The organism is Klebsiella sp. 141240, from assembly GCF_050600805.1.
Taxonomy (GTDB): Bacteria; Pseudomonadota; Gammaproteobacteria; order Enterobacterales; family Enterobacteriaceae; genus Klebsiella; species Klebsiella aerogenes.
Genome location: NZ_JAQIRK010000006.1, coordinates 179977 through 200603, shown reverse-complemented (window position 1 = coordinate 200603; position 20627 = coordinate 179977). Strand labels below are relative to the sequence as shown.

The window sequence follows — 20627 nt, the reverse complement described above, 5'->3', positions numbered from 1 at the left end:
ACGGCTTGTCCATGATGGAAAGCCATTGAATTCTCGCTGATTTCAGGAGCTATTTACTATGCGTAATTTCGATCTCTCCCCGCTTTATCGTTCTGCTATTGGTTTCGACCGCCTGTTCAACCTGTTAGAAAATAATCAAAGCCAGGGCAACGGCGGCTACCCTCCGTATAACGTTGAATTAGTGGATGAAAACAATTACCGCATCGCGATTGCCGTCGCCGGTTTTGCGGAAAGCGAATTAGAGATAACCGCGCAAGACAATCTTCTGGTGGTGAAAGGCTCCCATGCCGCCGAGCAGAAAGAGCGCACCTACCTGTACCAGGGGATCGCGGAACGCAACTTCGAGCGTAAATTCCAGCTTGCCGATAACATTCATATTCGCGGCGCTAACCTGGTCAACGGCCTGCTGTATATCGATCTGGAACGCGTGATTCCGGAAGCGAACAAACCGCGCCGTATCGAAATTAACTAATTTTCCGCTTCAGGCCGCGCGGCGGCCTGAATAAACAACTTGCTTGCCGTCAGGGAGCAAATGCGAATTCGCTGAATTCGCAGGTACCTACTCGCTTCTCAGAAGGAGAAAACACTATGCGTAACTACGATTTATCCCCACTGCTGCGTCAATGGATCGGTTTTGACAAACTGGCTAACGCCCTGCAAACCGCCGGTGAAAGCCAAACCTTCCCGCCCTATAACATCGAAAAAAGCGACGATAACCATTACCGCATTACCCTCGCGGTAGCCGGGTTCCGTCAGGAAGATTTGGATATTCAGCTGGAAGGTACGCGTCTGACCGTTAAAGGCACGCCGCAGGCCGCTGAAAAAGAGACCAAATGGCTGCATCAGGGGCTGGTGAATCAGGCCTTCAGCCTGAGTTTCACCCTCGCGGATAATATGGAAGTCTCCGGTGCTACCTTTACCAATGGCTTATTGCATATCGACTTAACCCGCCACGAGCCGGAAGTCGCCGCCCCGCAGCGTATCGCTATTAGCGAGCGCCCGGCGCTGAATAGTTAATTCAGCCACATCGCTTTCAAGCCCCGATAACTCGGGGCTTTTTTGTGCGCGGGACTACATACAGTATTCCCGCCTTCAGTCATAATCCCTGTTAATAATAATGTTATTCACAGGGAAAATAGTATGAGTGATATAGCATTGACCGTCAGCGTGTTGGCGCTGGTTGCGGTGGTGGGATTGTGGATCGGCAATGTCAAAATCCGCGGCGTTGGCTTTGGTATCGGCGGCGTGCTGTTTGGCGGCATTATCGTGGGCCACTTCGTGGATCAGGCAGGGATTACGCTGAGCAGCCCGATGCTGCATTTCATCCAGGAATTTGGCCTTATTCTCTTCGTTTATACCATCGGTATTCAGGTCGGTCCGGGCTTTTTTGCCTCGTTACGCGTCTCCGGGCTTAAGCTCAATCTGTTCGCGATCCTTATCGTCGTACTTGGCGGGCTGGTGACGGCGATCCTGCATAAACTGTTCAATATTCCGCTGCCGGTCGTTCTCGGCATCTTCTCTGGGGCGGTCACTAATACGCCCGCGCTTGGCGCCGGGCAGCAAATCCTGCGCGATCTTGGCCTGCCGTTTGATGTCGTCGATCAGATGGGGATGAGTTACGCGATGGCCTACCCGTTTGGTATCTGCGGCATTTTGCTGACCATGTGGCTGGTGCGGCTGTTCTTTCGCATCAATGTGGAAAAAGAGGCGCAGCAGTTTGATGAGAGCAGCGGTAACGGGCACGCTCATCTGCATACCATTAACGTGCGGGTGGAAAACCCGAATCTAAATAATATGGCGATTCAGGATGTGCCAATGCTCAACAGCGACAAAATTATCTGCTCGCGGTTGAAGCGCGATGAGCTATTGATGGTGCCGGCGCCGGGTACGCTTATCCAGCATGGCGATCTGCTGCACCTGGTCGGGCGGCCGGAAGATTTACACAACGCGCAGTTGGTGATTGGTAAAGAAGTGGCGACTTCGCTCTCAACGCGCGGTACCGATCTCAAAGTGGAACGCGTGGTGGTCACTAACGAGAAGGTATTAGGGAAGAAAATCCGCGATCTGCACTTTAAACAACGTTATGACGTAGTGATCTCGCGGCTTAATCGCGCCGGGGTGGAGCTGGTGGCCAGCAGCCATGCCAGCCTGCAGTTTGGCGACATTCTTAACCTGGTTGGACGTCCACAGGCCATTGACGCGGTGGCCAATGAACTCGGCAACGCGCAGCAAAAGCTGCAGCAGGTTCAAATGCTACCGGTGTTTATCGGCATTGGTCTCGGGGTCCTGCTGGGGTCTATTCCGTTGTTTATTCCCGGTTTCCCGGCGGCGTTGAAACTGGGGCTAGCCGGCGGGCCGCTGATTATGGCGCTGATCCTCGGGCGTATCGGCAGCATCGGCAAGCTGTACTGGTTTATGCCGCCGAGCGCCAACCTGGCGCTGCGCGAACTCGGTATCGTGCTGTTTCTGGCGGTGGTGGGGCTGAAATCCGGCGGCGATTTTGTCGACACCCTGCTCCACGGCGAGGGGCTTAGCTGGATAGCCTACGGTATTTTCATTACCGCTATCCCGCTACTGACGGTGGGTATACTGGCGCGGATACTGGCGAAGATGAACTATCTGACCCTCTGCGGCATGCTGGCCGGCTCAATGACCGACCCGCCGGCGCTGGCCTTCGCCAACAATCTTCACGCCACCAGCGGCGCGGCGGCGCTCTCCTACGCCACGGTTTATCCGCTGGTGATGTTCCTGCGGATAATCACTCCTCAGCTACTGGCCGTGCTGTTCTGGGGGCTGAGTTAGCGAATTCCGAATACCGGCATCCATCGGGTGCCGGTTCTTCTCTCCTGTTCGTGATTTAGGCTATGCTGTGGCCTGTTTGCGTGACGAACAAGGACTGCTGATGAAAATTTCCCGCATTGGCGAAGCGCCGGATTACCGCTTTTCGCTGGCCAATGAACGCACCTTTCTGGCGTGGATCCGTACGGCGCTCGGCTTTCTCGCCGCGGGCGTCGGGCTCGATCAGCTGGCGCCGGATTTTGCCACTCCGCTTATTCGCGAAGTGCTTGCGTTGCTACTATGCCTGTTTGCCGGCGGGCTGGCAGTGTACGGCTATCTGCGCTGGCTGAGCAACGAAAAGGCGATGCGCCTGAAGCAGGATCTCCCCTATACCCGTACGCTACTGGTGATTAGCGTCCTGCTGCTGGCGGTCGTGGCGGCGGTGATGCTGCTGGTGCTGTATGGCGGATAAACGCCGGGCGCGGCGGGAGAGCGATCCCGGTCTGCAGCCGGAGCGCACCTCGCTGGCGTGGTTTCGTACTCTGCTGGGCTACGGGGCGCTGATGGCGCTGGCGATTAAACATAACTGGCATAGCGCCGGGCTGGCGTTCTGGATATCGATTGGCGTACTGGCAGTGGTGGCGATCATTCTCTGGCGCTACACCCGTAGCCGCCATTTAATGGATGTCGGCGAGAGCGATTTTTTGCAGCCGGGAGCAGTTCGTGACAAATTTTTGATCTCCCTCGCAGTGCTTTCGCTGTCATTATTGTTTGCTGTAACGCATCTACGGCAGATCATTTTATTTCTTAAGGATGTGACATGACAGGATGTCGGACAGAATGCCACTCCCTCGCTCACAACGAACCGGCAGTGCAGGAGGTGAAAGTTTATCGCCACCACTGCCAGCAACCGCAGCAGCTATATCGGGAGCTACGCGCGCAGGGCGTGCGCGCCGTTCGTTTTATTCCGCAGCTCAGAGCGGAAGATGCCAATGCGTGGGGAAACTTCCTTTGCGCCATTTTCCATATCTGGGCGCGGGAAGATATTGGCCGCATAACGATTACGTTGTTTGAGGAAACTCTGCGTATCTGGTGCGGCGAACCGCTGCGCGAACAACGGCAGGTGGCCGCCAATAGCGCCTGTTTTGTCTGTGCGTGGCGGCGATTATGCGCAGGCGACGACGATCCGCTCTGTGAAGGCTACCGCCAGTTCTATGTCGCCAGCGCGCCCTGTATGCGGGTTATGCGCGATCTGCGTAAACAGCAGCGGTCACCGGGCGAACTGATGCCGCTGCTGCGGGCGATTTAACGCCCCTTCGCCAGATACTGCGCCATCTCTTCTTCCGGCACCATACCGCCGCCGGTCGCCCATACCAGGTGGGTGGCGTGGCGTAGCTGTTCGTCGCTCAGTCCTTGTAGCTGATGATACGCTTTACTGGCGCAGACGCGCTGCGGTCCGGCCATCCCGGCCAGTGCGGACGGCTCAAGGCGAATGTTTTCCGCCGTTGCCAGCCAGCCCAGCATGTCGTACATCGTTTGATCGTCGAGGGTATACAGGCCGTCGAGCAGGCGTTCCATCGCCCGGCCAACGAAGCCGGAAGCGCGGCCGACCGCCAAACCATCGGCGGCGGTCAGGTTATCTATCCCCAAATCCTGCACCGCAATCTGGTCATGGAGCCCGGTGTAAATGCCGAGCAGCATGCATGGGGAATGGGTCGGTTCGGCGAACAGACAGTGAACGTGGTCGCCAAACGCCAGTTTCAGGCCGAATGCGACGCCGCCGGGGCCGCCGCCAACGCCGCATGGCAGATAGACAAACAGCGGGTGATCGGCATCGACCACGCGTCCTGACCGGGCAAACTGCGCTTTCAGGCGTTCGCCGGCCACGGCATAGCCGAGGAACAGCGTGCGCGAGTTTTCGTCGTCGATGAAAAAGCAGTTCGGGTCGGATTCCGCCGCCTTGCGCCCCTGTTCGACCGCCACGCCGTAATCTTCTTCATACTCAACGACCGTTACGCCGTGGCTGCGCAGTTTGGCCTTTTTCCATGCGCGGGCATCGGCAGACATATGTACCGTGACCTTAAAACCAATGCGCGCGCTCATGATGCCGATCGACATACCGAGGTTGCCGGTAGAACCAACGGCGATGCTGTACTGGCTGAAGAACTGCTTGAATTCTGGTGTCAGCAATTTGCGATAATCATCTGAGGTGGTGAGCAGCCCGGCTTCCAGCGCCAGCTTTTCCGCATGGGTCAGCACTTCATAAATGCCGCCGCGCGCCTTAATGGAGCCCGAAATCGGCAGGTGGCTATCTTTTTTCAGTAACAGTTCGCCGTGAATCGGCTGGTTGAATTGTTGCTCGAGGAGGCGTTTCATTGCCGGAATGGCAACCACTTCTGATTCGATAATCCCGCCGGTGGCGGCCGTTTCCGGGAAGGCTTCCGCCAGATACGGCGCGAAGCGCTGAAGGCGTTCGTGAGCGTCTTTTACATCTTCGGCGGTCAAGCCGACATAGGGCAACCCTTTCGCCAGCGTCGTGGTCGCCGGGTTAAACCAGGTGGTTTCTTTCAGAGCGATCAGCTCCTGCACAAGCGGGAAAGTCGCGGTTAATTGGGTCAGTTCAGCGTTTTTCATATTACGTCTCGTTCGCTTAGATGATGAAAGAAAGCAGGAAGGTGGCGGCGAGTGCAAGTAAAGAAGCGATAAATGTCGCCGTCGTATAATACTTGAACGTTTCGCTGAGGCTTGCGCCACAGTATTGTTTCACCAGCCAGAACAGGGAATCCGTCACGATCGTGCAGCCAATCGCGCCGGAACCGATGGCAATAGCGATGATCTCCGGGCTTACGCCGGGATACAGCGGCAGCATCGGCGCGACGATAGCGGTGGCGCCCATCATGGCCACGGTAGCGGAGCCGACGGCGGCGTGAAGGATCAGGGCCACCAGCCAGGCCAGCAGAATCGGATGCATATGCAGATTCGAGAGGATCACCGCCAGGCTATCGGCCAGGCCGCTGGATTTCAAAATCGCGTTGAACGCGCCGCCCGCGCCAATAATCAGCAGAATATTAGCAATCGATCCGAAACCATTTTCAGTATGGGTCAGCAGGACGCCCATCCCCATCTGCCGACGAATACCAAGAATGTAATAAGCGACAAAAACGGCAATAAACATCGCGGTGATGGGGTTGCCGATAAACTCCAGCAGCATATACAGCGTGCCGCCTTTAGCCATGTTCAATTCAGCGACGGTTTTCACCAGCATCAGCCCAATCGGTAGCAGCACGGTAAATAGCGTAGCGCCGAGCGAGGGCAGCGTCGATTCTTCGCGTACTTCAAGGTTGGAAAACTCGGTCGGCACCGGTTTAAACGGCAGGCGGTTGCCGAGCAGCTTGAGGAACAATGGGCCGCCAACCAGCGAGGCAATCAGGCCAACCAGCAGGCCATAGACGATGACCGTGCCGATATCTGCGCCGAGTTTATTCGCCACGAACAGCGCGGCCGGATGCGGCGGCACCACGCAATGCACCGCCATCAGCGCGGTACACAGGGGGATGGCCAGCTTCAGCAGCGAGGTATTGGTTTTTTTGGCAATGGAGAAGGCCAGCGGGATCAGCAGCACCACGCCAACCTCAACAAACAGCGTAATGCCGCAGATCAGGCCAACCAGCACCATGATCACGTCTGCCGACAACCAGCGACAGCGCTGCAGCGCCAGGCCGATGCGTTCCGCCGCGCCGGAGACTTCCATCATCTTCCCGAGGATGGTACCGAGACCGATCACCGCCGCCAGGAAGCCAAGCGTACCGCCAATACCGCTCTCAATGGCGTTGACCATATCAAGCGGCCCCATGCCCATCATCGCGCCGACGAAAAAGCTTGCCAGCAGGAGCGCCAGAAACGGATGAAACTTCAGTTTGACGATCGTTAAAACGATTAACACGATACTGATAAATAGCGTGCCTACCACCCAGATTTGAGATTCCATACCCCACCTCGCCGTAAATAACGTGTGGTTATTGAACAGAAAAGCGACGTAGGCTGACAAACGATATAAATCGCTTTTCAGGTGATCCAGATTGATGCAAAAGCGTGATTTGGTTCTTAAATAGCCCGTTAAATGTGTATTGGGTCACTTTTATTCATCTTTCAGGCGCGCGCCGGCTGCGTTTTTTTTACACTTACCGGCAAAGAAAAGGCGGGGAATCGTGATGGATGTAATGAAAGAGATAGGTAATCGCCTGCTGAACGGCTGGCAGTTGTCAAAGCTGTATACCTTTGAAGTTGCGGCTCGCCATGAGTCCTTTGCACTGGCGGCGGAAGAGCTGTCGCTGACCCCGAGCGCCGTTAGCCATCGCATCAACCAGCTGGAAGAAGAGCTGGGTATTCAGCTATTTATACGTTCGCACCGCAAGGTGGAGTTGACGCGCGAGGGGCGGCGGGTATTCTGGGCGTTGAAATCCTCGCTGGATAGCCTTAATCAGGAGATTCTGGATATTAAAAATCAGGAGCTCTCCGGCACGCTGACGGTGTACTCGCGCCCGTCGATCGCCCAATGCTGGCTGGTGCCGGCGCTGGGCGATTTCACCCGCCGCTACCCATCCATCTCGCTGACTGTGCTCACCGGCAACGATAACGTCAATCTACAGCGTGCGGGTATCGATCTGGCGATCTATTTTGATGATGCGCCGTCATCACAGCTAAGCCATCATTTTCTGATGGATGAAGCGATCGTGCCGGTATGTACGCCGAAATACGCACAGCAGCAGCAGATAATCCGCAATCCAGGCAATCTGCGCTACTGCACGTTACTACATGACCGTCAGGCATGGAGCAATGATTCCGGTACCGATGAGTGGTTCAGTTGGGCGCAGCAATTTGCAATTGAATTGCCGCAATCGTCGGGTATCGGCTTCGATCGTTCTGATTTAGCGGTGATTGCGGCGATGAATCACGTCGGAGTAGCGATGGGGCGTAAACGGCTGGTGCAGAAGCGGTTAGAAAGCGGGGAGCTTATCGCGCCGTTCGGCGAGATGACGCTAAAGTGTCACCAGCATTACTATGTGACGACCCTGCCGGGCCGTCAGTGGCCGAAAATCGACGCTTTTATTGAATGGCTGCACAGCCTGACATAAGGCAAAAGCCGCTATCCGGGGAGCGCCAGCGGCGCTTAGACAGGCTGCTGGTGGCTGGTAAAGCGCGAGGCCAGAGGCAGCCAGCACAGCAGAATCAACAGCCCCATTAACATCATTAGCAGGCCGAGGCTGCTTTGCCCCGTTTGCGGCATCATTGCCGACAGCCAGGCCAGCACGCCGGATCCGATATTCTGCAGGCCGCCAACCAGCGCGCCAGCGGTACCGGCGAGGAACGGAAATGGCTCCATCGCGCCGCTTGTAGCCAGCGGGAACAACATACCAGCGCCGAAGAAGAACAGCGCCGCAGGCACCAGCAGTGTCCAGACGGTCATAACGCCGAATAGCCCCGGCAACCACATCATAACTCCCGCCAGCAGGCAGCAGATAACCGACTGCCACATCAGCGTTGAGAAGCGTTTATTCGGACGGCCAGCGAACCACGCGCCGAAGAACGCCGCCGGGATCGGCAGAATAAACAGAATACTGACCGCCATACTGCTTAGGCCGAGGACCGCGCCCATCAGCACGCCGGAACAGGCTTCGAACACCGCAATCCCGGCCAACCCGCCCACCAGCATCAGCAGGTAACAGTTAAAGGCGCCGGTACCGAACAGCGTTTTGTAGCTGGCCAGTAGTTTCGTCCGCGGCGCGCCTTGCGGGCGCGTTTCCGGCATCCATTTCGCCATGCTGAAGGTTACGCCCGCGCACAGCACTAGCAGGAAGGCGTAACAGGCACGCCAGTTCCACAGGGTATCAAGGATACCGCCGAGCAGCGGCGCAATCAGCGGGCTGACCAGTATTCCCATATTTAACAAACTGTTGGCGTGACGCAGCTGCGCGCCTTCGTAAAGATCGCGCGGCAGGGTTCGCGCCATCACGCCGCCGACGCCGGTACCCATCCCCTGCATGGCGCTGGCGGCGATCAATACCGGCAGGCTATGGGTGGTGATGGCAACCAGCGTTGCCAGCATAAAAATAGACATCCCGACAAGGATCACCGGGCGGCGGCCCACGCGGTCGGAGAGCGGGCCGTAGAACAGCTGGGAAATGCCGTACGTCAGGAGATAGGCCGCCATCACGCTTTGTACCGCCCCTTCGCGGACGTTAAGCGATACCGCCATGTCGGCGATAGCCGGAATATAAATGGTCTGCGCCATCTGGCCAACGGCCACCAGCAGTACCAGCATCAACAACAAATTGAAGTTCTTATGCCGTTTCATGTCGATGAATACTTCGTGAGCAATGAGAAATGGAGAATATGTGACTGGCACACCCCTTAAACGATGGAGGAATCTACCACAATAAAATGACAGAACAACTACATAGGACCGATTGTTGGGGAAAATTCAGGCAGGTTTTGTAAACAGGATCGGCAACTAATGTTGCCATTTTAATCTATGAGAGACGCAGCAGGATTGCTCCGGCGGCAATACCGCAGGCGGCAACGATGCGCAGCGCTACAACTTGTTCCTTCAGGACGATAAACGCGATCAGCGCGCCGAACAGAATGGAGGTTTCACGCAGCGCGGCGACCACCGCCAGCGGCGCCTGAGTCATCGCCCATAGCGCCAGGCCGTAGGATCCCATGGTGCCGACGCCGCCGAGGATGCCCTTTTTCCAGTGCTGGCGTAAATAACGGCTGGCTTCGCGCCGCCGTGCCGCCATGGCCCAGCACAGCAGGCAGCAACCGTTCATAAAAAAGGTCCACAGGGTATAGCCGAGCGCCGATCCCGCCAGCCGTACCCCGGTGCCGTCTACCAGCGTATAGCCCGCGATAAAACAGGCGTTGATCAGCGCCAGCATGATGCCTTTACGGGAACTGACGCGGCCGTTAAAGGCCATCGCCAGAATCGCCAGGCAAATGACGCCAATACCCAACCAGGCCAACGGCGATAAGCGATCGCCGAGAAATATCACGCTGATAGCCGCGACCAGCAGCGGCGCGGTGCCGCGCATTAGCGGATAGGTCTGGCTCATATCCGACACCTGATAGGTCTTCGCCACCAGTACCGTATACACCACCTGCAACGCACATGACGCCACCAGATAGGGGGCGCTGGCCAGCGTCGGCTGCGGCGCGAAGGGGAGCATCACCAGGGCAATCAGCGAGGCCGACCCGCTGACGCTTATCGCCGCGTACATTTTATCGCCGCTGGCTTTGACGATAGCGTTCCAGCTGGCGTGCAGCAGTGCAGCGAAAAGCAAAATGCAGAATACGGTGATGGTCATCGCAGGCAGATTCAGCAGTTAAGGTCAGCGGACTGTAACATGTGCCCGCTGCGCCAACCAGCCGCGCTTACAGCGAGCAGAACAGGCGATGCGTAACCCGAGGCTCATCGTATACCGGGCGGAAACCAAAGCGTTCATAAAAGGGCCAGGCCTGCGCCGGGGCATGAGTGTTAAGGAAATCGAACCAGGCGCCGGAATGCGTGATGACTGAGAGCAGCAGCTGCTGGCCAATTCCCTGGCGGCGATGGCTATCGCGAATATAGAGATGGCGAATGCGCCCGGCCCGCGGCTGCTGGCTGAAGGGGTCGACGTTCAGACCGCAGACCCCAACCAACTGGCCACGGACAAACGCGCCCAGTAGCTTTTCACCAGGGGCGTTAAAGCGGTTTTTGCCGCTTTGCCAGTTTTCCGCCAGACGGCGCAGCATATTGAAATGCTGTTCAAGGCTTTCGGTGCGCAGCGCGACGAACCCCGGATCCTCCGGCGTCGTTGCGGCAATTAATAGCGGTGGCATGGTTCCTCCATCAAGTCTTCCCGGAACGCCCGAAGGACGCCTGTAGGGGGGCGGTTTCCCGCCCCCCTCAGGTGCGACTTGAACCTGAATCAGCGGAACTGTTTCAGGACTGCATCAAGTAGTTGCAACACAGCAACCATGAGTTTCAGGATTAAAATAATAATATCCATTCCGCCCATACGCGCGTCTCCTGTGGTTAAGGAGCACAATAAGCTGACGTACCTTTCCGCTGCCTGTTGCCAGCTTATCCCTGTTCTCACAGGGGTTGCGCAGTGGTGGCCGTACGGGCCGGACACGACGCATTGTTGACGTAACACAGTGTGCTCTCTCGGGGTTAAGGCACTGACGGCACCACCCGTTTCAGCCAGGACTTCGTTGCGCCGGTCAAACTTGCGGCCCCCGAATGGCACAAAGTGAACACATCCAGTATAGATAAATACTGTATGTATGAACAGTATTTTTTGGACAAATTCGCACCCGTCGTACATACTCTATGACAGAGAAATTTCGACCTTAAATTGCGCGAATTGCAGCGATCGCGTATACTTTTGTCGTTGACGTAATACAGTGTGCTTACGGCTACCACCCGTAAAAATGCTGATAAAAACCTCGCTCCGGCGGGGTTTTTTGTTTTCTGCCGCTGATGTCGCAAATTGTGATCTTTCGCGCAAATTCTCGTGGATGAAAATAAATCCATTGTGAAAACGCAAAACCTGTGTTTGTATAAATTCAGCTTATTTTTCGACACAACAGGTCCCTAATGAACGCTGCCATGATGACTTCGACCCTACTAAAAACCGCGCCTGCCGCGGTGGTCGTCGTGTCTGTGGTGGTCGTCGTCGGCAATGCGCCGTAGGGTCCGGAACAACACGAATTCCAAACCCCGCCGGCGCAAACCGAGCGGGGTTTTTTGTTGGCGAGCCCCCCGGTAAAGTCGGCCCAGAATAAAAGGACTGGAGCATGGCAAGTTCGGGCACCACATCAAACACAATGCGCTTTACCGGCGCGCAGCTGGTTGTTCATTTACTGGAACGCCAGGGTATCACTATGGTCAGCGGCATTCCGGGCGGCTCCATTCTGCCTATCTATGATGCCTTGAGCCAAAGCACGCAGATCCGCCACATCCTGGCGCGCCACGAGCAGGGGGCGGGTTTTATCGCTCAGGGGATGGCGCGTACCGAAGGTAAACCCGCAGTCTGTATGGCCTGTAGCGGCCCTGGCGCCACCAACCTGATTACCGCCATCGCCGATGCCCGCCTCGATTCTATTCCACTGGTCTGCATCACCGGACAGGTTCCGGCCTCAATGATCGGCACCGATGCCTTCCAGGAAGTCGATACCTACGGCATCTCTATCCCCATCACCAAGCATAACTACCTGGTGCGCGACATCGCCGAGCTGCCGCAGGTGATGAGCGACGCCTTCCGTATTGCCCAGTCCGGGCGTCCCGGGCCGGTGTGGATAGATATTCCTAAGGATGTGCAGTCGGCAACCATTGAACTGGAAACGCTCCCAGAGCCCGGCGAGCGCGCCCCGGCACCGGCATTCGCGCCTGAAAGCGTGCGTGAAGCGGCGGCAATGATCAACGCGGCGAAACGCCCGGTACTGTATCTGGGCGGCGGCGTGATTAACGCGCCGCAGCCGATTCGGGACCTGGCGGAAAAAGCCAACCTGCCGACCACCATGACCTTAATGGCGCTGGGTATGCTGCCGAAGGCGCATCCTTTGTCGCTGGGGATGCTGGGGATGCACGGCGCGCGCAGCACTAACTTTATTCTGCAAGAAGCTGATTTACTGATTGTTTTAGGGGCTCGTTTTGATGACCGGGCGATTGGCAAGACCGAGCAGTTCTGCCCGAACGCGAAGATTATTCACGTCGATATCGACCGCTCTGAGCTTGGCAAAATTAAGCAACCGCACGTAGCGATTCAGGGCGATGTGGCGGAGGTCTTAGCCCAGCTTATTCCGCAGATTGAGGCGCAGCCGCGTGATGAGTGGCGCCAACTGGTGGCCGATTTACAAAGAGAATTCCCCTGCGCCATTCCGCAGGAAAGCGATCCGCTCTCCCATTACGGCCTGATTAACGCCGTGGCCGCCTGCGTTGATGATGAGGCGATCATCACCACCGATGTGGGTCAGCATCAGATGTGGACGGCGCAGGCCTATCCACTCAACCGTCCCCGCCAGTGGCTGACTTCCGGCGGTCTCGGCACCATGGGCTTCGGCCTGCCGGCGGCCATCGGCGCGGCGCTGGCCAATCCGCAACGTAAGGTTATTTGTTTCTCCGGTGACGGCAGCCTGATGATGAATATTCAGGAGATGGCCACCGCCGCCGAAAATCAGCTGGATGTAAAAATTATCCTGATGAACAACGAAGCGCTGGGGCTGGTGCACCAGCAGCAGAGCCTGTTCTATCAGCAGGGTGTCTTCGCCGCGACCTATCCGGGGATGATTAACTTTATGCAGATCGCCGCCGGTTTTGGTCTGCAAACCTGTGATTTAAATAACGAAGCCGATCCGCAAGCGGCGCTGCAGGCGATTATCGACCGTCCCGGCCCGGCGCTGATCCACGTGCGTATCGACGCGCAGCAGAAAGTGTATCCGATGGTACCGCCGGGTGCGGCCAATACTGAGATGGTGGGGGAATAAGCCATGCAAAAGCAACACGATAACGTCATTCTGGAACTCACCGTCCGCAACCACCCTGGCGTCATGACCCACGTCTGCGGGCTATTTGCCCGCCGCGCGTTTAACGTTGAAGGCATTCTCTGCTTGCCGATCCAGGGCAGCGAGCATAGCCGCATCTGGCTGCTGGTAAATGATGACCAGCGACTGGGGCAGATGATTAGTCAGATTGAAAAGTTGGAAGATGTCACCAACGTGGCGCGTAACCAGTCCGATCCCACCATGTTTAACAAAATTGCGGTGTTCTTCGAATAGCGCTCAAGGCTTGAACAGCTACGCGCTTACCGCTAAGGTAAGCGCCTTTGCCGGATGGCGCTGCGCTTATCCGGCCTACAGGGAGTGAATCCGTAGGCCGGATAAGGCGTTTACGCCGCCATCCGGCGCTTTCAGGCACCAGGAAACACCATGACTACCATCGCCCTTATTGACGATCATTTGATTGTCCGCTCCGGTTTTGCTCAGCTACTGGGGCTGGAAGCTGATTTTCAGGTTGTCGCTGAATTCGGCTGTGGACGCGAGGCGCTGGCGGGGCTACCGGGGCGCGGTGTACAGGTTTGTATCTGCGATATCTCAATGCCGGATATTTCCGGGCTGGAGCTGTTAAGCCAGTTGCCGAAGGGGATGGCGACCATCATGCTGTCGGTGCACGATAGCCCGGCGCTGATCGAGCAGGCGCTGAACGCCGGCGCGCGCGGCTTCCTGTCGAAACGCTGCAGCCCGGATGAACTGATCGCCGCGGTCCGCACGGTAGCGGCGGGCGGTTGCTATCTCACGCCGGATATCGCCATGAAGCTGGCCGCCGGTCGCCAGGATCCGCTCACCAAACGCGAACGCCAGGTAGCGGAAAAGCTGACGCAGGGCATGGCGGTGAAAGAGATCGCCGCTGAGCTCGGCCTGTCGCCGAAAACCGTTCACGTTCATCGCGCCAACCTGCTGGAAAAACTGGGCGTCAGCAACGACGTTGAGCTGGCGCGCCGCATGTTCGATAGCTGGCAATGAACACCGTCGTTTCACGATTGCTGTCGGTGATCGGCTGCGCCTTTATCTTCTCAGCCGCCTGGTTCTGCCTGTGGAGTATCAGTCTGCATCTGGTGGAACGCGCGGATTTAGCGGTGTTGCTGTTTCCCTTTGGCCTGCGTTTAGGGCTGATGCTGCAATGCCCGCGTGGCTACTGGCCGGTGCTGCTGGGAGCCGAGTGGCTGCTTATCTTCTGGCTGGCGCAGGAAGTGGCGCTGGCGCACCCGATAATATTGATGACCGGAAGTCTGCTGACCCTGCTGCCGGTGGCATTGATTTCACGCTATCGCCAGCAGCGAGACTGGTTGACATTGTTGCGCCAGGGCGGGGCGCTGATCGCCGCCTCGCTGCTGCAATCGCTGCCGTGGCTGGCGCAAGAAGGCAGTGAGGGACTGACCGCGCTGTTGTTGACGCTGACCGGCGGCCTGACGCTGGCGCCGACCTGCCTGGTTATCTGGCATTATCTGACCAGTACCGTCTGGCGGCCGCTGGGGCCGTCGCTGGTGTCGCAGCCGGTTAACTGGCGTGGCCGGCATCTGATCTGGTACCTGCTGCTGTTTACCGTCAGCCTGTGGCTACAGCTCGGGTTGCCCGCCGAACTCTCCCGCTTTACCCCTTTTTGTCTGGCGCTGCCGATTATCGCTCTCGCCTGGCACTACGGCTGGCAGGGGGCGCTGATCGCCACCCTGATGAACGCCATTGCGCTGATTGCCAGCCAGACCTGGCACGATCACCCGGTTGATTTATTGCTTTCACTGCTGGCGCAGAGCCTGACCGGACTGCTGCTGGGCGCGGGGATCCAGCGATTGCGCGAGCTTAACCTGTCGCTACAGAACGAGCTGGCGCGTAATCGGCGGCTGGCGGAACGCCTGCTGGAAACGGAAGAGAGCGTGCGGCGTGACGTGGCGCGCGAGCTCCACGATGATATTGGCCAGACTATCACGGCAATTCGCACCCAGGCGGGGATCGTGCAGCGTCTGGCGCCAAACAACGCCAGCGTACGGCAGAGCGGCCAGTTGATAGAACAACTGTCGCTGGGGGTTTACGACTCTGTGCGAAGACTGCTTGGTCGTCTGCGGCCGCGTCAGCTTGACGATCTGCCGCTTGAACAGGCGGTACGTTCGTTGATGCGCGAAATGGAACTGGAAGACCGCGGCATCGTCAGCCACCTTGAATGGCGGATTAACGAGGCGGGGCTGAGCGAAAACCAGCGCGTGACGCTGTTTCGCGTTTGCCAGGAGGGACTGAATAATATCGTTAAGCACGCCAGCGCCAGCGCCGTCACCCTCCAGGGCTGGCAGCAGGATGGGCGATTGATGCTGGTGCTGGAAGATGACGGTTGCGGTCTGCCGCCGGGGTCGAATCTGCAGGGCTTCGGCCTGACCGGCATGCGTGAGCGCGTGACCGCGCTGGGCGGTACGTTAACTATCTCCTGCACACACGGTACCCGCGTGTGCGTCAATTTACCGCTGCGTTACGCCTGAAAGGAGCGCCGATGTTTGCCTTTTTAAAAGCGCCGCCGGACGCCGCGCCAATTAGCGATAAACGCGAGCTGGACGAGCGTTATCGTTACTGGCGTCGCCATATTCTGCTTACCATCTGGCTTGGTTACGCGTTGTTTTATTTCACCCGCAAAAGCTTTAATGCCGCGGTGCCTGAAATTCTTGCCAGTAACGTGCTGACCCGCAGCGATATCGGCCTGCTGGCCACGCTGTTTTACATCACTTACGGGCTGTCGAAATTTTTCTCCGGTATCGTCAGCGACCGCTCCGACGCCCGCTATTTTATGGGGCTGGGGCTGATTGCCACCGGGGTGGTTAATATCCTGTTCGGTTTTTCTACTTCGTTATGGGCCTTCGCGCTGCTGTGGGCGCTGAATGCCTTCTTCCAGGGCTGGGGCTCGCCGGTATGCGCCCGGCTGCTGACGGCCTGGTATTCGCGGACCGAACGCGGCGGCTGGTGGGCGCTATGGAATACGGCGCATAACGTCGGCGGCGCGTTGATCCCGATGGTAGTGGGGGCAGCGGCGCTGCATTACGGCTGGCGCGCGGGGATGACGATTGCCGGTTGCCTGGCGATTCTCGCCGGACTGTATCTGTGCTGGCGGCTGCGCGATCGCCCGCAGGCGGTGGGGTTACCCGCCGTAGGCGACTGGCGTCACGATGCGCTGGAAATCGCCCAGCAGCAGGAAGGCGCAGGGCTGACGCGTAAAGAGATACTGACCCGCTACGTGCTGGCCAATCCCTATATCTGGCTGTTATCGCTGTGCTATGTGCTGGTGTACGTGGTGCGGGCGGCGATTAACGACTGGGGCAATCTGTATATGTCGGAGACGCTTGGCGTCGATCTGGTGACCGCTAACTCGGCGGTGACCATGTTTGAGCTGGGCGGTTTTATCGGCGCGCTGGTGGCGGGGTGGGGCTCGGATAAGCTGTTTAACGGCAATCGCGGGCCGATGAACCTGATTTTCGCCGCCGGAATTTTGCTGTCGGTTGGCGGGCTGTGGCTGATGCCGTTCGCCAGCTACGTCATGCAGGCGGCCTGCTTCTTCACCACCGGGTTCTTCGTTTTCGGCCCGCAGATGCTGATCGGTATGGCGGCGGCGGAATGTTCGCATAAAGAAGCCGCCGGGGCGGCCACCGGGTTTGTCGGCCTGTTCGCTTATCTTGGCGCCTCGCTTTCCGGCTGGCCGCTGGCGCAGGTGATGGATATCTGGCACTGGACCGGATTCTTCGTGGTGATTGCGATTGCCGCCGGCATTTCCGCGCTGCTGCTGCTGCCGTTTTTAAACGCGCAGGCGCCGCGTACCGTCAGCGAAGCGTGATGTAGCTCACCCTTTCGCCGCGAACGGGGCAAAACTAAGAAATTTTCCCGGTTTTACCTGGAAGCCGTCTCAGGCCAGACGGCGCGCGGGTTTTTACAATGCCTGGTTATTACGCAGGCATAAAAAATCAGCTCAGGAGATACCCATGCTGGCCTTTCTGAATCAGGTGCGCAAGCCGACCCTGGATCTGCCGCTCGACGTGCGGCGCAAAATGTGGTTCAAACCTTTCATGCAGTCCTATCTGGTGGTCTTCATCGGCTACCTGACCATGTACCTGATCCGCAAAAACTTTAACATCGCGCAGAACGACATGATCTCCACTTACGGGTTGAGCATGACGCAACTGGGGATGATTGGCCTGGGCTTTTCCATTACCTACGGTGTGGGCAAGACGCTGGTCTCTTATTATGCCGACGGTAAAAATACCAAGCAGTTCCTGCCGTTTATGCTGATCCTCTCCGCCATCTGTATGCTGGGCTTTAGCGCCAGCATGGGGGCGGGTTCAACCAGCCTGTTCCTGATGATCGCCTTCTATGCGCTGAGCGGCTTCTTCCAGAGCACCGGCGGCTCGTGCAGCTATTCCACCATCACCAAGTGGACGCCCAGACGCAAACGCGGCACCTTCCTCGGCTTCTGGAATATCTCTCACAACCTCGGCGGCGCGGGCGCGGCGGGCGTGGCGCTGTTTGGCGCCAACTATCTGTTCGACGGCCACGTGATCGGCATGTTTATCTTCCCGTCGATTATTGCGCTGATCGTCGGCTTTATTGGCCTGCGTTACGGTAGCGACTCTCCGGAATCCTACGGCCTTGGCACGGCGGAAGAGCTGTTTGGCGAAGCGATTAGCGAAGAGGACAAAGAAACCGAAGAAAATGCGATGACCAAGTGGCAGATCTTTGTTGAGTACGTGCTGAAAAACAAAGTGATCTGGCTGCTGTGCTTCTCCAACATCTTCCTCTACGTGGTGCGTATCGGTATCGATCAGTGGTCCACCGTGTATGCTTTCCAGGAGCTGAAGCTGTCTAAAGAGGTGGCGATTCAGGGCTTTACCCTGTTTGAAGTCGGCGCGCTGGTTGGCACGCTACTGTGGGGCTGGTTGTCGGACTTGGCCAACGGCCGCCGCGCGCTGGTGGCCTGCGTCGCGTTGGCGCTGATTATCGCCACGCTCGGGGTTTACCAACATGCCAGCAACCAGTACGTCTATCTGGCCTCGTTGTTTGCGCTGGGCTTCCTGGTGTTTGGTCCGCAGCTGTTGATCGGCGTCGCCGCCGTCGGTTTCGTACCGAAAAAAGCGATCGGCGCCGCTGATGGAATCAAGGGCACCTTCGCCTATCTGATCGGCGATAGCTTCGCCAAACTGGGTCTCGGGATGATCGCCGACGGCACGCCGGTCTTCGGCCTGACCGGCTGGGCCGGCACCTTTGCGGCGCTGGACGCCGCCGCCATCGGCTGTATCTGCCTGATGGCCATCGTGGCTATCTTCGAAGAGCGTAAAATTCGCCGCGAGAAAAAGAATCGAGTTTTGCAGACTGCCTGATTCACCAGGTATTTGGTAACCTTGCCCGGCCATTGCGCCGGGCTTTTTTATAGGGTTTTCTGGGCGGCAAACGCATTAAATTAGCCGGTGATTTTTTCATATTCTTCTAACGATGACGCGGTAGATTTTTTAAGCATCACCTCAGGCCATTCGACTTTGCGCCCGTAAATGCCCACGTTAGGATTGACGGTCATATCTAACATCTCGTCTTTGAAATCCATATAGCGGTTAATCCAGGTCCAGAGTTTATAGTTATTTAAATATTTAGACTCAATGATAGTTTTTTCTGAAATAAGCGTAAATATATCAGTAATACTTTCATTTTCATAAGCATGTAAGCAAATAAACGATCTCTGATTATAAAAATCATAATAACCTTTTATAGAACTCCAGGGGAATTCTTTGTATTCTGGTCGGGTCCGTTTATAGAATGGAAAGCGGGTTCTGGCTTTATAGTTGCGGTTTGGTCTTTGAAGTATCTTCATAAAAACATATTCGCAGATATAAACCTTTCCTGTTTTTCGATTAAAACGAATTGGGTAATGTCGTGGAGAAAAGAAGCAGTAATTTACTGCAAAAGACGAGAAATAAGCTATGGCAAATATTGCAATGATGCTAAAATGAATGGTGAGTGTTAGCAGTAATTCACTTTTTTCTTGCCAAAAAAACGCCGAGTAAATTTCAAAATCGAAAATCATATAGTATAAAAATATAATTATTACCAAGCATGATAAAATAACCAAAGGTAATAGCATAATGATATAGAGAATGTTCATCCCATAAAATGATGAGTGATTGCGAGTGATTTCACAATAGTCATCATTAACATAGGATAATTTCCCCGAGTGCGTTAACTTATTTGTATCGCCTGGAGTCTCTGCGATAAGGTTTTTAAGATCCGTATCGGTAATTTGCTTTGCTAAATAGTGGTTTTGGATCGGGAGCATATGCATTCCTTTGCTTATTGACTATGATGCCGTTTCGGTGATTTTTTCATATTCATCTAACGATGATGTTGTAGATTTCTTAAGCATTACCTCAGGCCATTCGACTTTGCGCCCGTAAATACCCACGTTAGGATTGACGGTCATATCTAACATCTCGTCTTTGAAATCCATATAGCTACTGATCCACAGCCATAGTTTATAGTTATTCAAACGTATTGTTTCTGTTCCCATATCACCCGTAGTGAGCGTAAAGAAGCCAACGATATTGTAGTTTTCATACACGTGACAGTCGATTCGTGCCTTATTATTCGAAAACTGACAAATTCCTTTTATATCGCTCCAGGCAAATTCTTTGTATTCAGGTTTTGGCTTTTTATAGAAAGGATGGTGCAGGAAAAATGTATAGGGCTGAGTATGAAATAAATCATGGAGAATATACTCATAAACATAAACCTTCCCAGTTTTGCGATTAAAACGGATTGGATAATGCCTGGGGGCGAAAACTGAGTAATTTACCAGTGCTGCTAAAGGAAAGACAAGGGCGAATAATACTAATATTGTAAAATGCAAAATTAGTGTCACTTGTTGTTTGTTTGGATCGGCCCAGAATGAGTTAATATACTCTTCGAAATTAAACACTGCGTCGTATAAGAATACAATAACCGCAAGGAGTATAAAGATAACTATTGGTAAGAATAATACAATGCAAAGAATGTTCATGCCATAAAATGATGAGTAATTACGGGTTATTTCGCAATAATCATCATTTACATAGGAGAGTTTACCCATGTGCGTGAGTTTATCTGTATTACTTCTCGTCTCGGCATTGAGTCTGGCAAGACCATCGTCATCTATATGTTTTGCTAAATAGGTGTGTTGCATAATATGCATTCCGTTGCTTGATAAGGGTAGCGAATCCAGAAAAGGATAACATGCTTAATTATTACTGTGCAAAAATAGC

General features: G+C 55.6%; 22 protein-coding genes, 1 pseudogene and 1 other annotated feature (1 of these 24 running past the window's edge). Of the genes and pseudogenes, 14 read left to right on the top strand and 9 right to left on the bottom strand.

What is annotated here, in order from left to right; all coding sequences use genetic code 11:
* Positions 1-65, top strand: a sequence feature (ROSE (Repression Of Heat Shock gene Expression) occurs in the 5'-region of heat shock genes and acts as an RNA thermometer to modulate expression.) (it extends 10 nt beyond the left edge of the window).
* From ibpA to PGQ95_RS13765, 6 genes are all read left to right on the top strand, one after another.
* Positions 59-472: a small heat shock chaperone IbpA gene (gene ibpA, locus PGQ95_RS13790; RefSeq protein WP_015703892.1), complete on the top strand. Its 414-nt coding sequence runs from the start codon at positions 59-61 to the stop codon at positions 470-472. It overlaps the preceding feature by 7 nt.
* 116 nt (positions 473-588) lie before the next feature.
* Positions 589-1017, top strand: a complete 429-nt coding sequence (gene ibpB, locus PGQ95_RS13785; protein ID WP_015369047.1) for a small heat shock chaperone IbpB — start codon at positions 589-591, stop codon at positions 1015-1017.
* A 123-nt stretch (positions 1018-1140) separates the two neighbouring features.
* Positions 1141-2802, top strand: coding sequence for a putative transporter (locus tag PGQ95_RS13780; protein WP_045395952.1), 1662 nt, complete (start codon positions 1141-1143; stop codon positions 2800-2802).
* A gap of 100 nt (positions 2803-2902) precedes the next feature.
* Entirely contained in the window at positions 2903-3250 is a 348-nt protein-coding gene (locus tag PGQ95_RS13775) for a YidH family protein (protein WP_015369053.1), read from the top strand.
* Entirely contained in the window at positions 3240-3602 is a 363-nt protein-coding gene (locus tag PGQ95_RS13770; protein WP_015703888.1) for a DUF202 domain-containing protein, read from the top strand. The genes PGQ95_RS13775 and PGQ95_RS13770 overlap by 11 nt, the downstream gene beginning before the upstream one ends.
* Positions 3599-4087 (top strand): hypothetical protein, encoded by a 489-nt coding sequence (locus PGQ95_RS13765; protein WP_047044633.1) that lies wholly within the window; start codon positions 3599-3601, stop codon positions 4085-4087. The genes PGQ95_RS13770 and PGQ95_RS13765 overlap by 4 nt, the downstream gene beginning before the upstream one ends.
* Here the strand turns inward: PGQ95_RS13765 and dsdA are convergent.
* Together dsdA and dsdX are read right to left on the bottom strand one after the other, a co-directional pair.
* Positions 4084-5412, bottom strand: coding sequence for a D-serine ammonia-lyase (gene dsdA, locus PGQ95_RS13760; protein ID WP_430918424.1), 1329 nt, complete (start codon positions 5410-5412; stop codon positions 4084-4086). The genes PGQ95_RS13765 and dsdA overlap by 4 nt on opposite strands.
* Before the next feature lie 16 nt (positions 5413-5428).
* Positions 5429-6766, bottom strand: coding sequence for a D-serine transporter DsdX (gene dsdX / locus PGQ95_RS13755; RefSeq protein ID WP_045389052.1), 1338 nt, complete (start codon positions 6764-6766; stop codon positions 5429-5431).
* 223 nt (positions 6767-6989) lie between these two features.
* Between dsdX and dsdC the strand changes: the two genes are divergently transcribed.
* Complete coding sequence (dsdC, locus tag PGQ95_RS13750) at positions 6990-7913, top strand: DNA-binding transcriptional regulator DsdC (RefSeq protein ID WP_213794868.1); 924 nt, start codon at positions 6990-6992, stop codon at positions 7911-7913.
* Positions 7914-7948: 35 nt separating this feature from the next.
* On the opposite strand, the gene emrD is transcribed toward dsdC, so the two are convergent.
* The 5 genes and pseudogenes from emrD to PGQ95_RS13725 all read right to left on the bottom strand — a co-directional run bounded on the left by emrD (position 7949) and on the right by PGQ95_RS13725 (position 11404).
* Positions 7949-9133 carry a multidrug efflux MFS transporter EmrD gene (gene emrD, locus PGQ95_RS13745; RefSeq protein WP_047044642.1) on the bottom strand — a complete coding sequence of 395 codons (1185 nt, stop codon included), beginning with the start codon at positions 9131-9133 and terminating at the stop codon, positions 7949-7951.
* A 175-nt stretch (positions 9134-9308) separates the two neighbouring features.
* Complete coding sequence (locus PGQ95_RS13740; protein WP_047046121.1) at positions 9309-10142, bottom strand: DMT family transporter; 834 nt, start codon at positions 10140-10142, stop codon at positions 9309-9311.
* Between the two features lie 67 nt (positions 10143-10209).
* Positions 10210-10656, bottom strand: a complete 447-nt coding sequence (locus tag PGQ95_RS13735) for a GNAT family N-acetyltransferase (protein WP_087858886.1) — start codon at positions 10654-10656, stop codon at positions 10210-10212.
* Positions 10657-10745: 89 nt separating this feature from the next.
* The gene (tisB, locus tag PGQ95_RS13730; RefSeq protein ID WP_004145059.1) at positions 10746-10865 is read right to left on the bottom strand and encodes a type I toxin-antitoxin system toxin TisB; all 120 of its coding nucleotides are present in this window, start codon (positions 10863-10865) and stop codon (positions 10746-10748) included.
* 370 nt (positions 10866-11235) lie between these two features.
* Positions 11236-11404, bottom strand: a pseudogene (locus PGQ95_RS13725) (hypothetical protein).
* 12 nt (positions 11405-11416) lie between these two features.
* On the opposite strand from PGQ95_RS13725, the gene ivbL reads away from it, so the two are divergent.
* From ivbL to uhpT, 7 genes are all read left to right on the top strand, one after another.
* Positions 11417-11512, top strand: coding sequence for an ilvB operon leader peptide IvbL (gene ivbL / locus PGQ95_RS13720; RefSeq protein ID WP_016162016.1), 96 nt, complete (start codon positions 11417-11419; stop codon positions 11510-11512).
* Positions 11513-11616: 104 nt separating this feature from the next.
* Positions 11617-13305 carry an acetolactate synthase large subunit gene (ilvB, locus tag PGQ95_RS13715; RefSeq protein ID WP_087858887.1) on the top strand — a complete coding sequence of 563 codons (1689 nt, stop codon included), beginning with the start codon at positions 11617-11619 and terminating at the stop codon, positions 13303-13305.
* A 3-nt stretch (positions 13306-13308) separates the two neighbouring features.
* A complete protein-coding gene (gene ilvN / locus PGQ95_RS13710; protein WP_016162014.1) occupies positions 13309-13596 on the top strand; it encodes an acetolactate synthase small subunit in 288 nt (95 codons plus the stop codon).
* A 150-nt stretch (positions 13597-13746) separates the two neighbouring features.
* The gene (gene uhpA, locus PGQ95_RS13705; RefSeq protein WP_047080112.1) at positions 13747-14340 is read left to right on the top strand and encodes a transcriptional regulator UhpA; all 594 of its coding nucleotides are present in this window, start codon (positions 13747-13749) and stop codon (positions 14338-14340) included.
* 17 nt (positions 14341-14357) lie between these two features.
* Positions 14358-15842 (top strand): signal transduction histidine-protein kinase/phosphatase UhpB, encoded by a 1485-nt coding sequence (gene uhpB, locus PGQ95_RS13700; RefSeq protein ID WP_162777731.1) that lies wholly within the window; start codon positions 14358-14360, stop codon positions 15840-15842.
* 11 nt (positions 15843-15853) lie between these two features.
* On the top strand, positions 15854-17182 hold the full coding sequence (locus PGQ95_RS13695) for an MFS transporter (protein WP_308958080.1): 1329 nt from the start codon (positions 15854-15856) through the stop codon (positions 17180-17182).
* 145 nt (positions 17183-17327) lie between these two features.
* A complete protein-coding gene (gene uhpT, locus PGQ95_RS13690) occupies positions 17328-18719 on the top strand; it encodes a hexose-6-phosphate:phosphate antiporter (protein ID WP_015369067.1) in 1392 nt (463 codons plus the stop codon).
* A gap of 80 nt (positions 18720-18799) precedes the next feature.
* On the opposite strand, the gene PGQ95_RS13685 is transcribed toward uhpT, so the two are convergent.
* The gene (locus tag PGQ95_RS13685; protein ID WP_430918421.1) at positions 18800-19666 is read right to left on the bottom strand and encodes a DUF6708 domain-containing protein; all 867 of its coding nucleotides are present in this window, start codon (positions 19664-19666) and stop codon (positions 18800-18802) included.
* A 21-nt stretch (positions 19667-19687) separates the two neighbouring features.
* Positions 19688-20548, bottom strand: coding sequence for a DUF6708 domain-containing protein (locus PGQ95_RS13680; protein WP_430918419.1), 861 nt, complete (start codon positions 20546-20548; stop codon positions 19688-19690).
* Positions 20549-20627 lie beyond the last annotated feature (79 nt).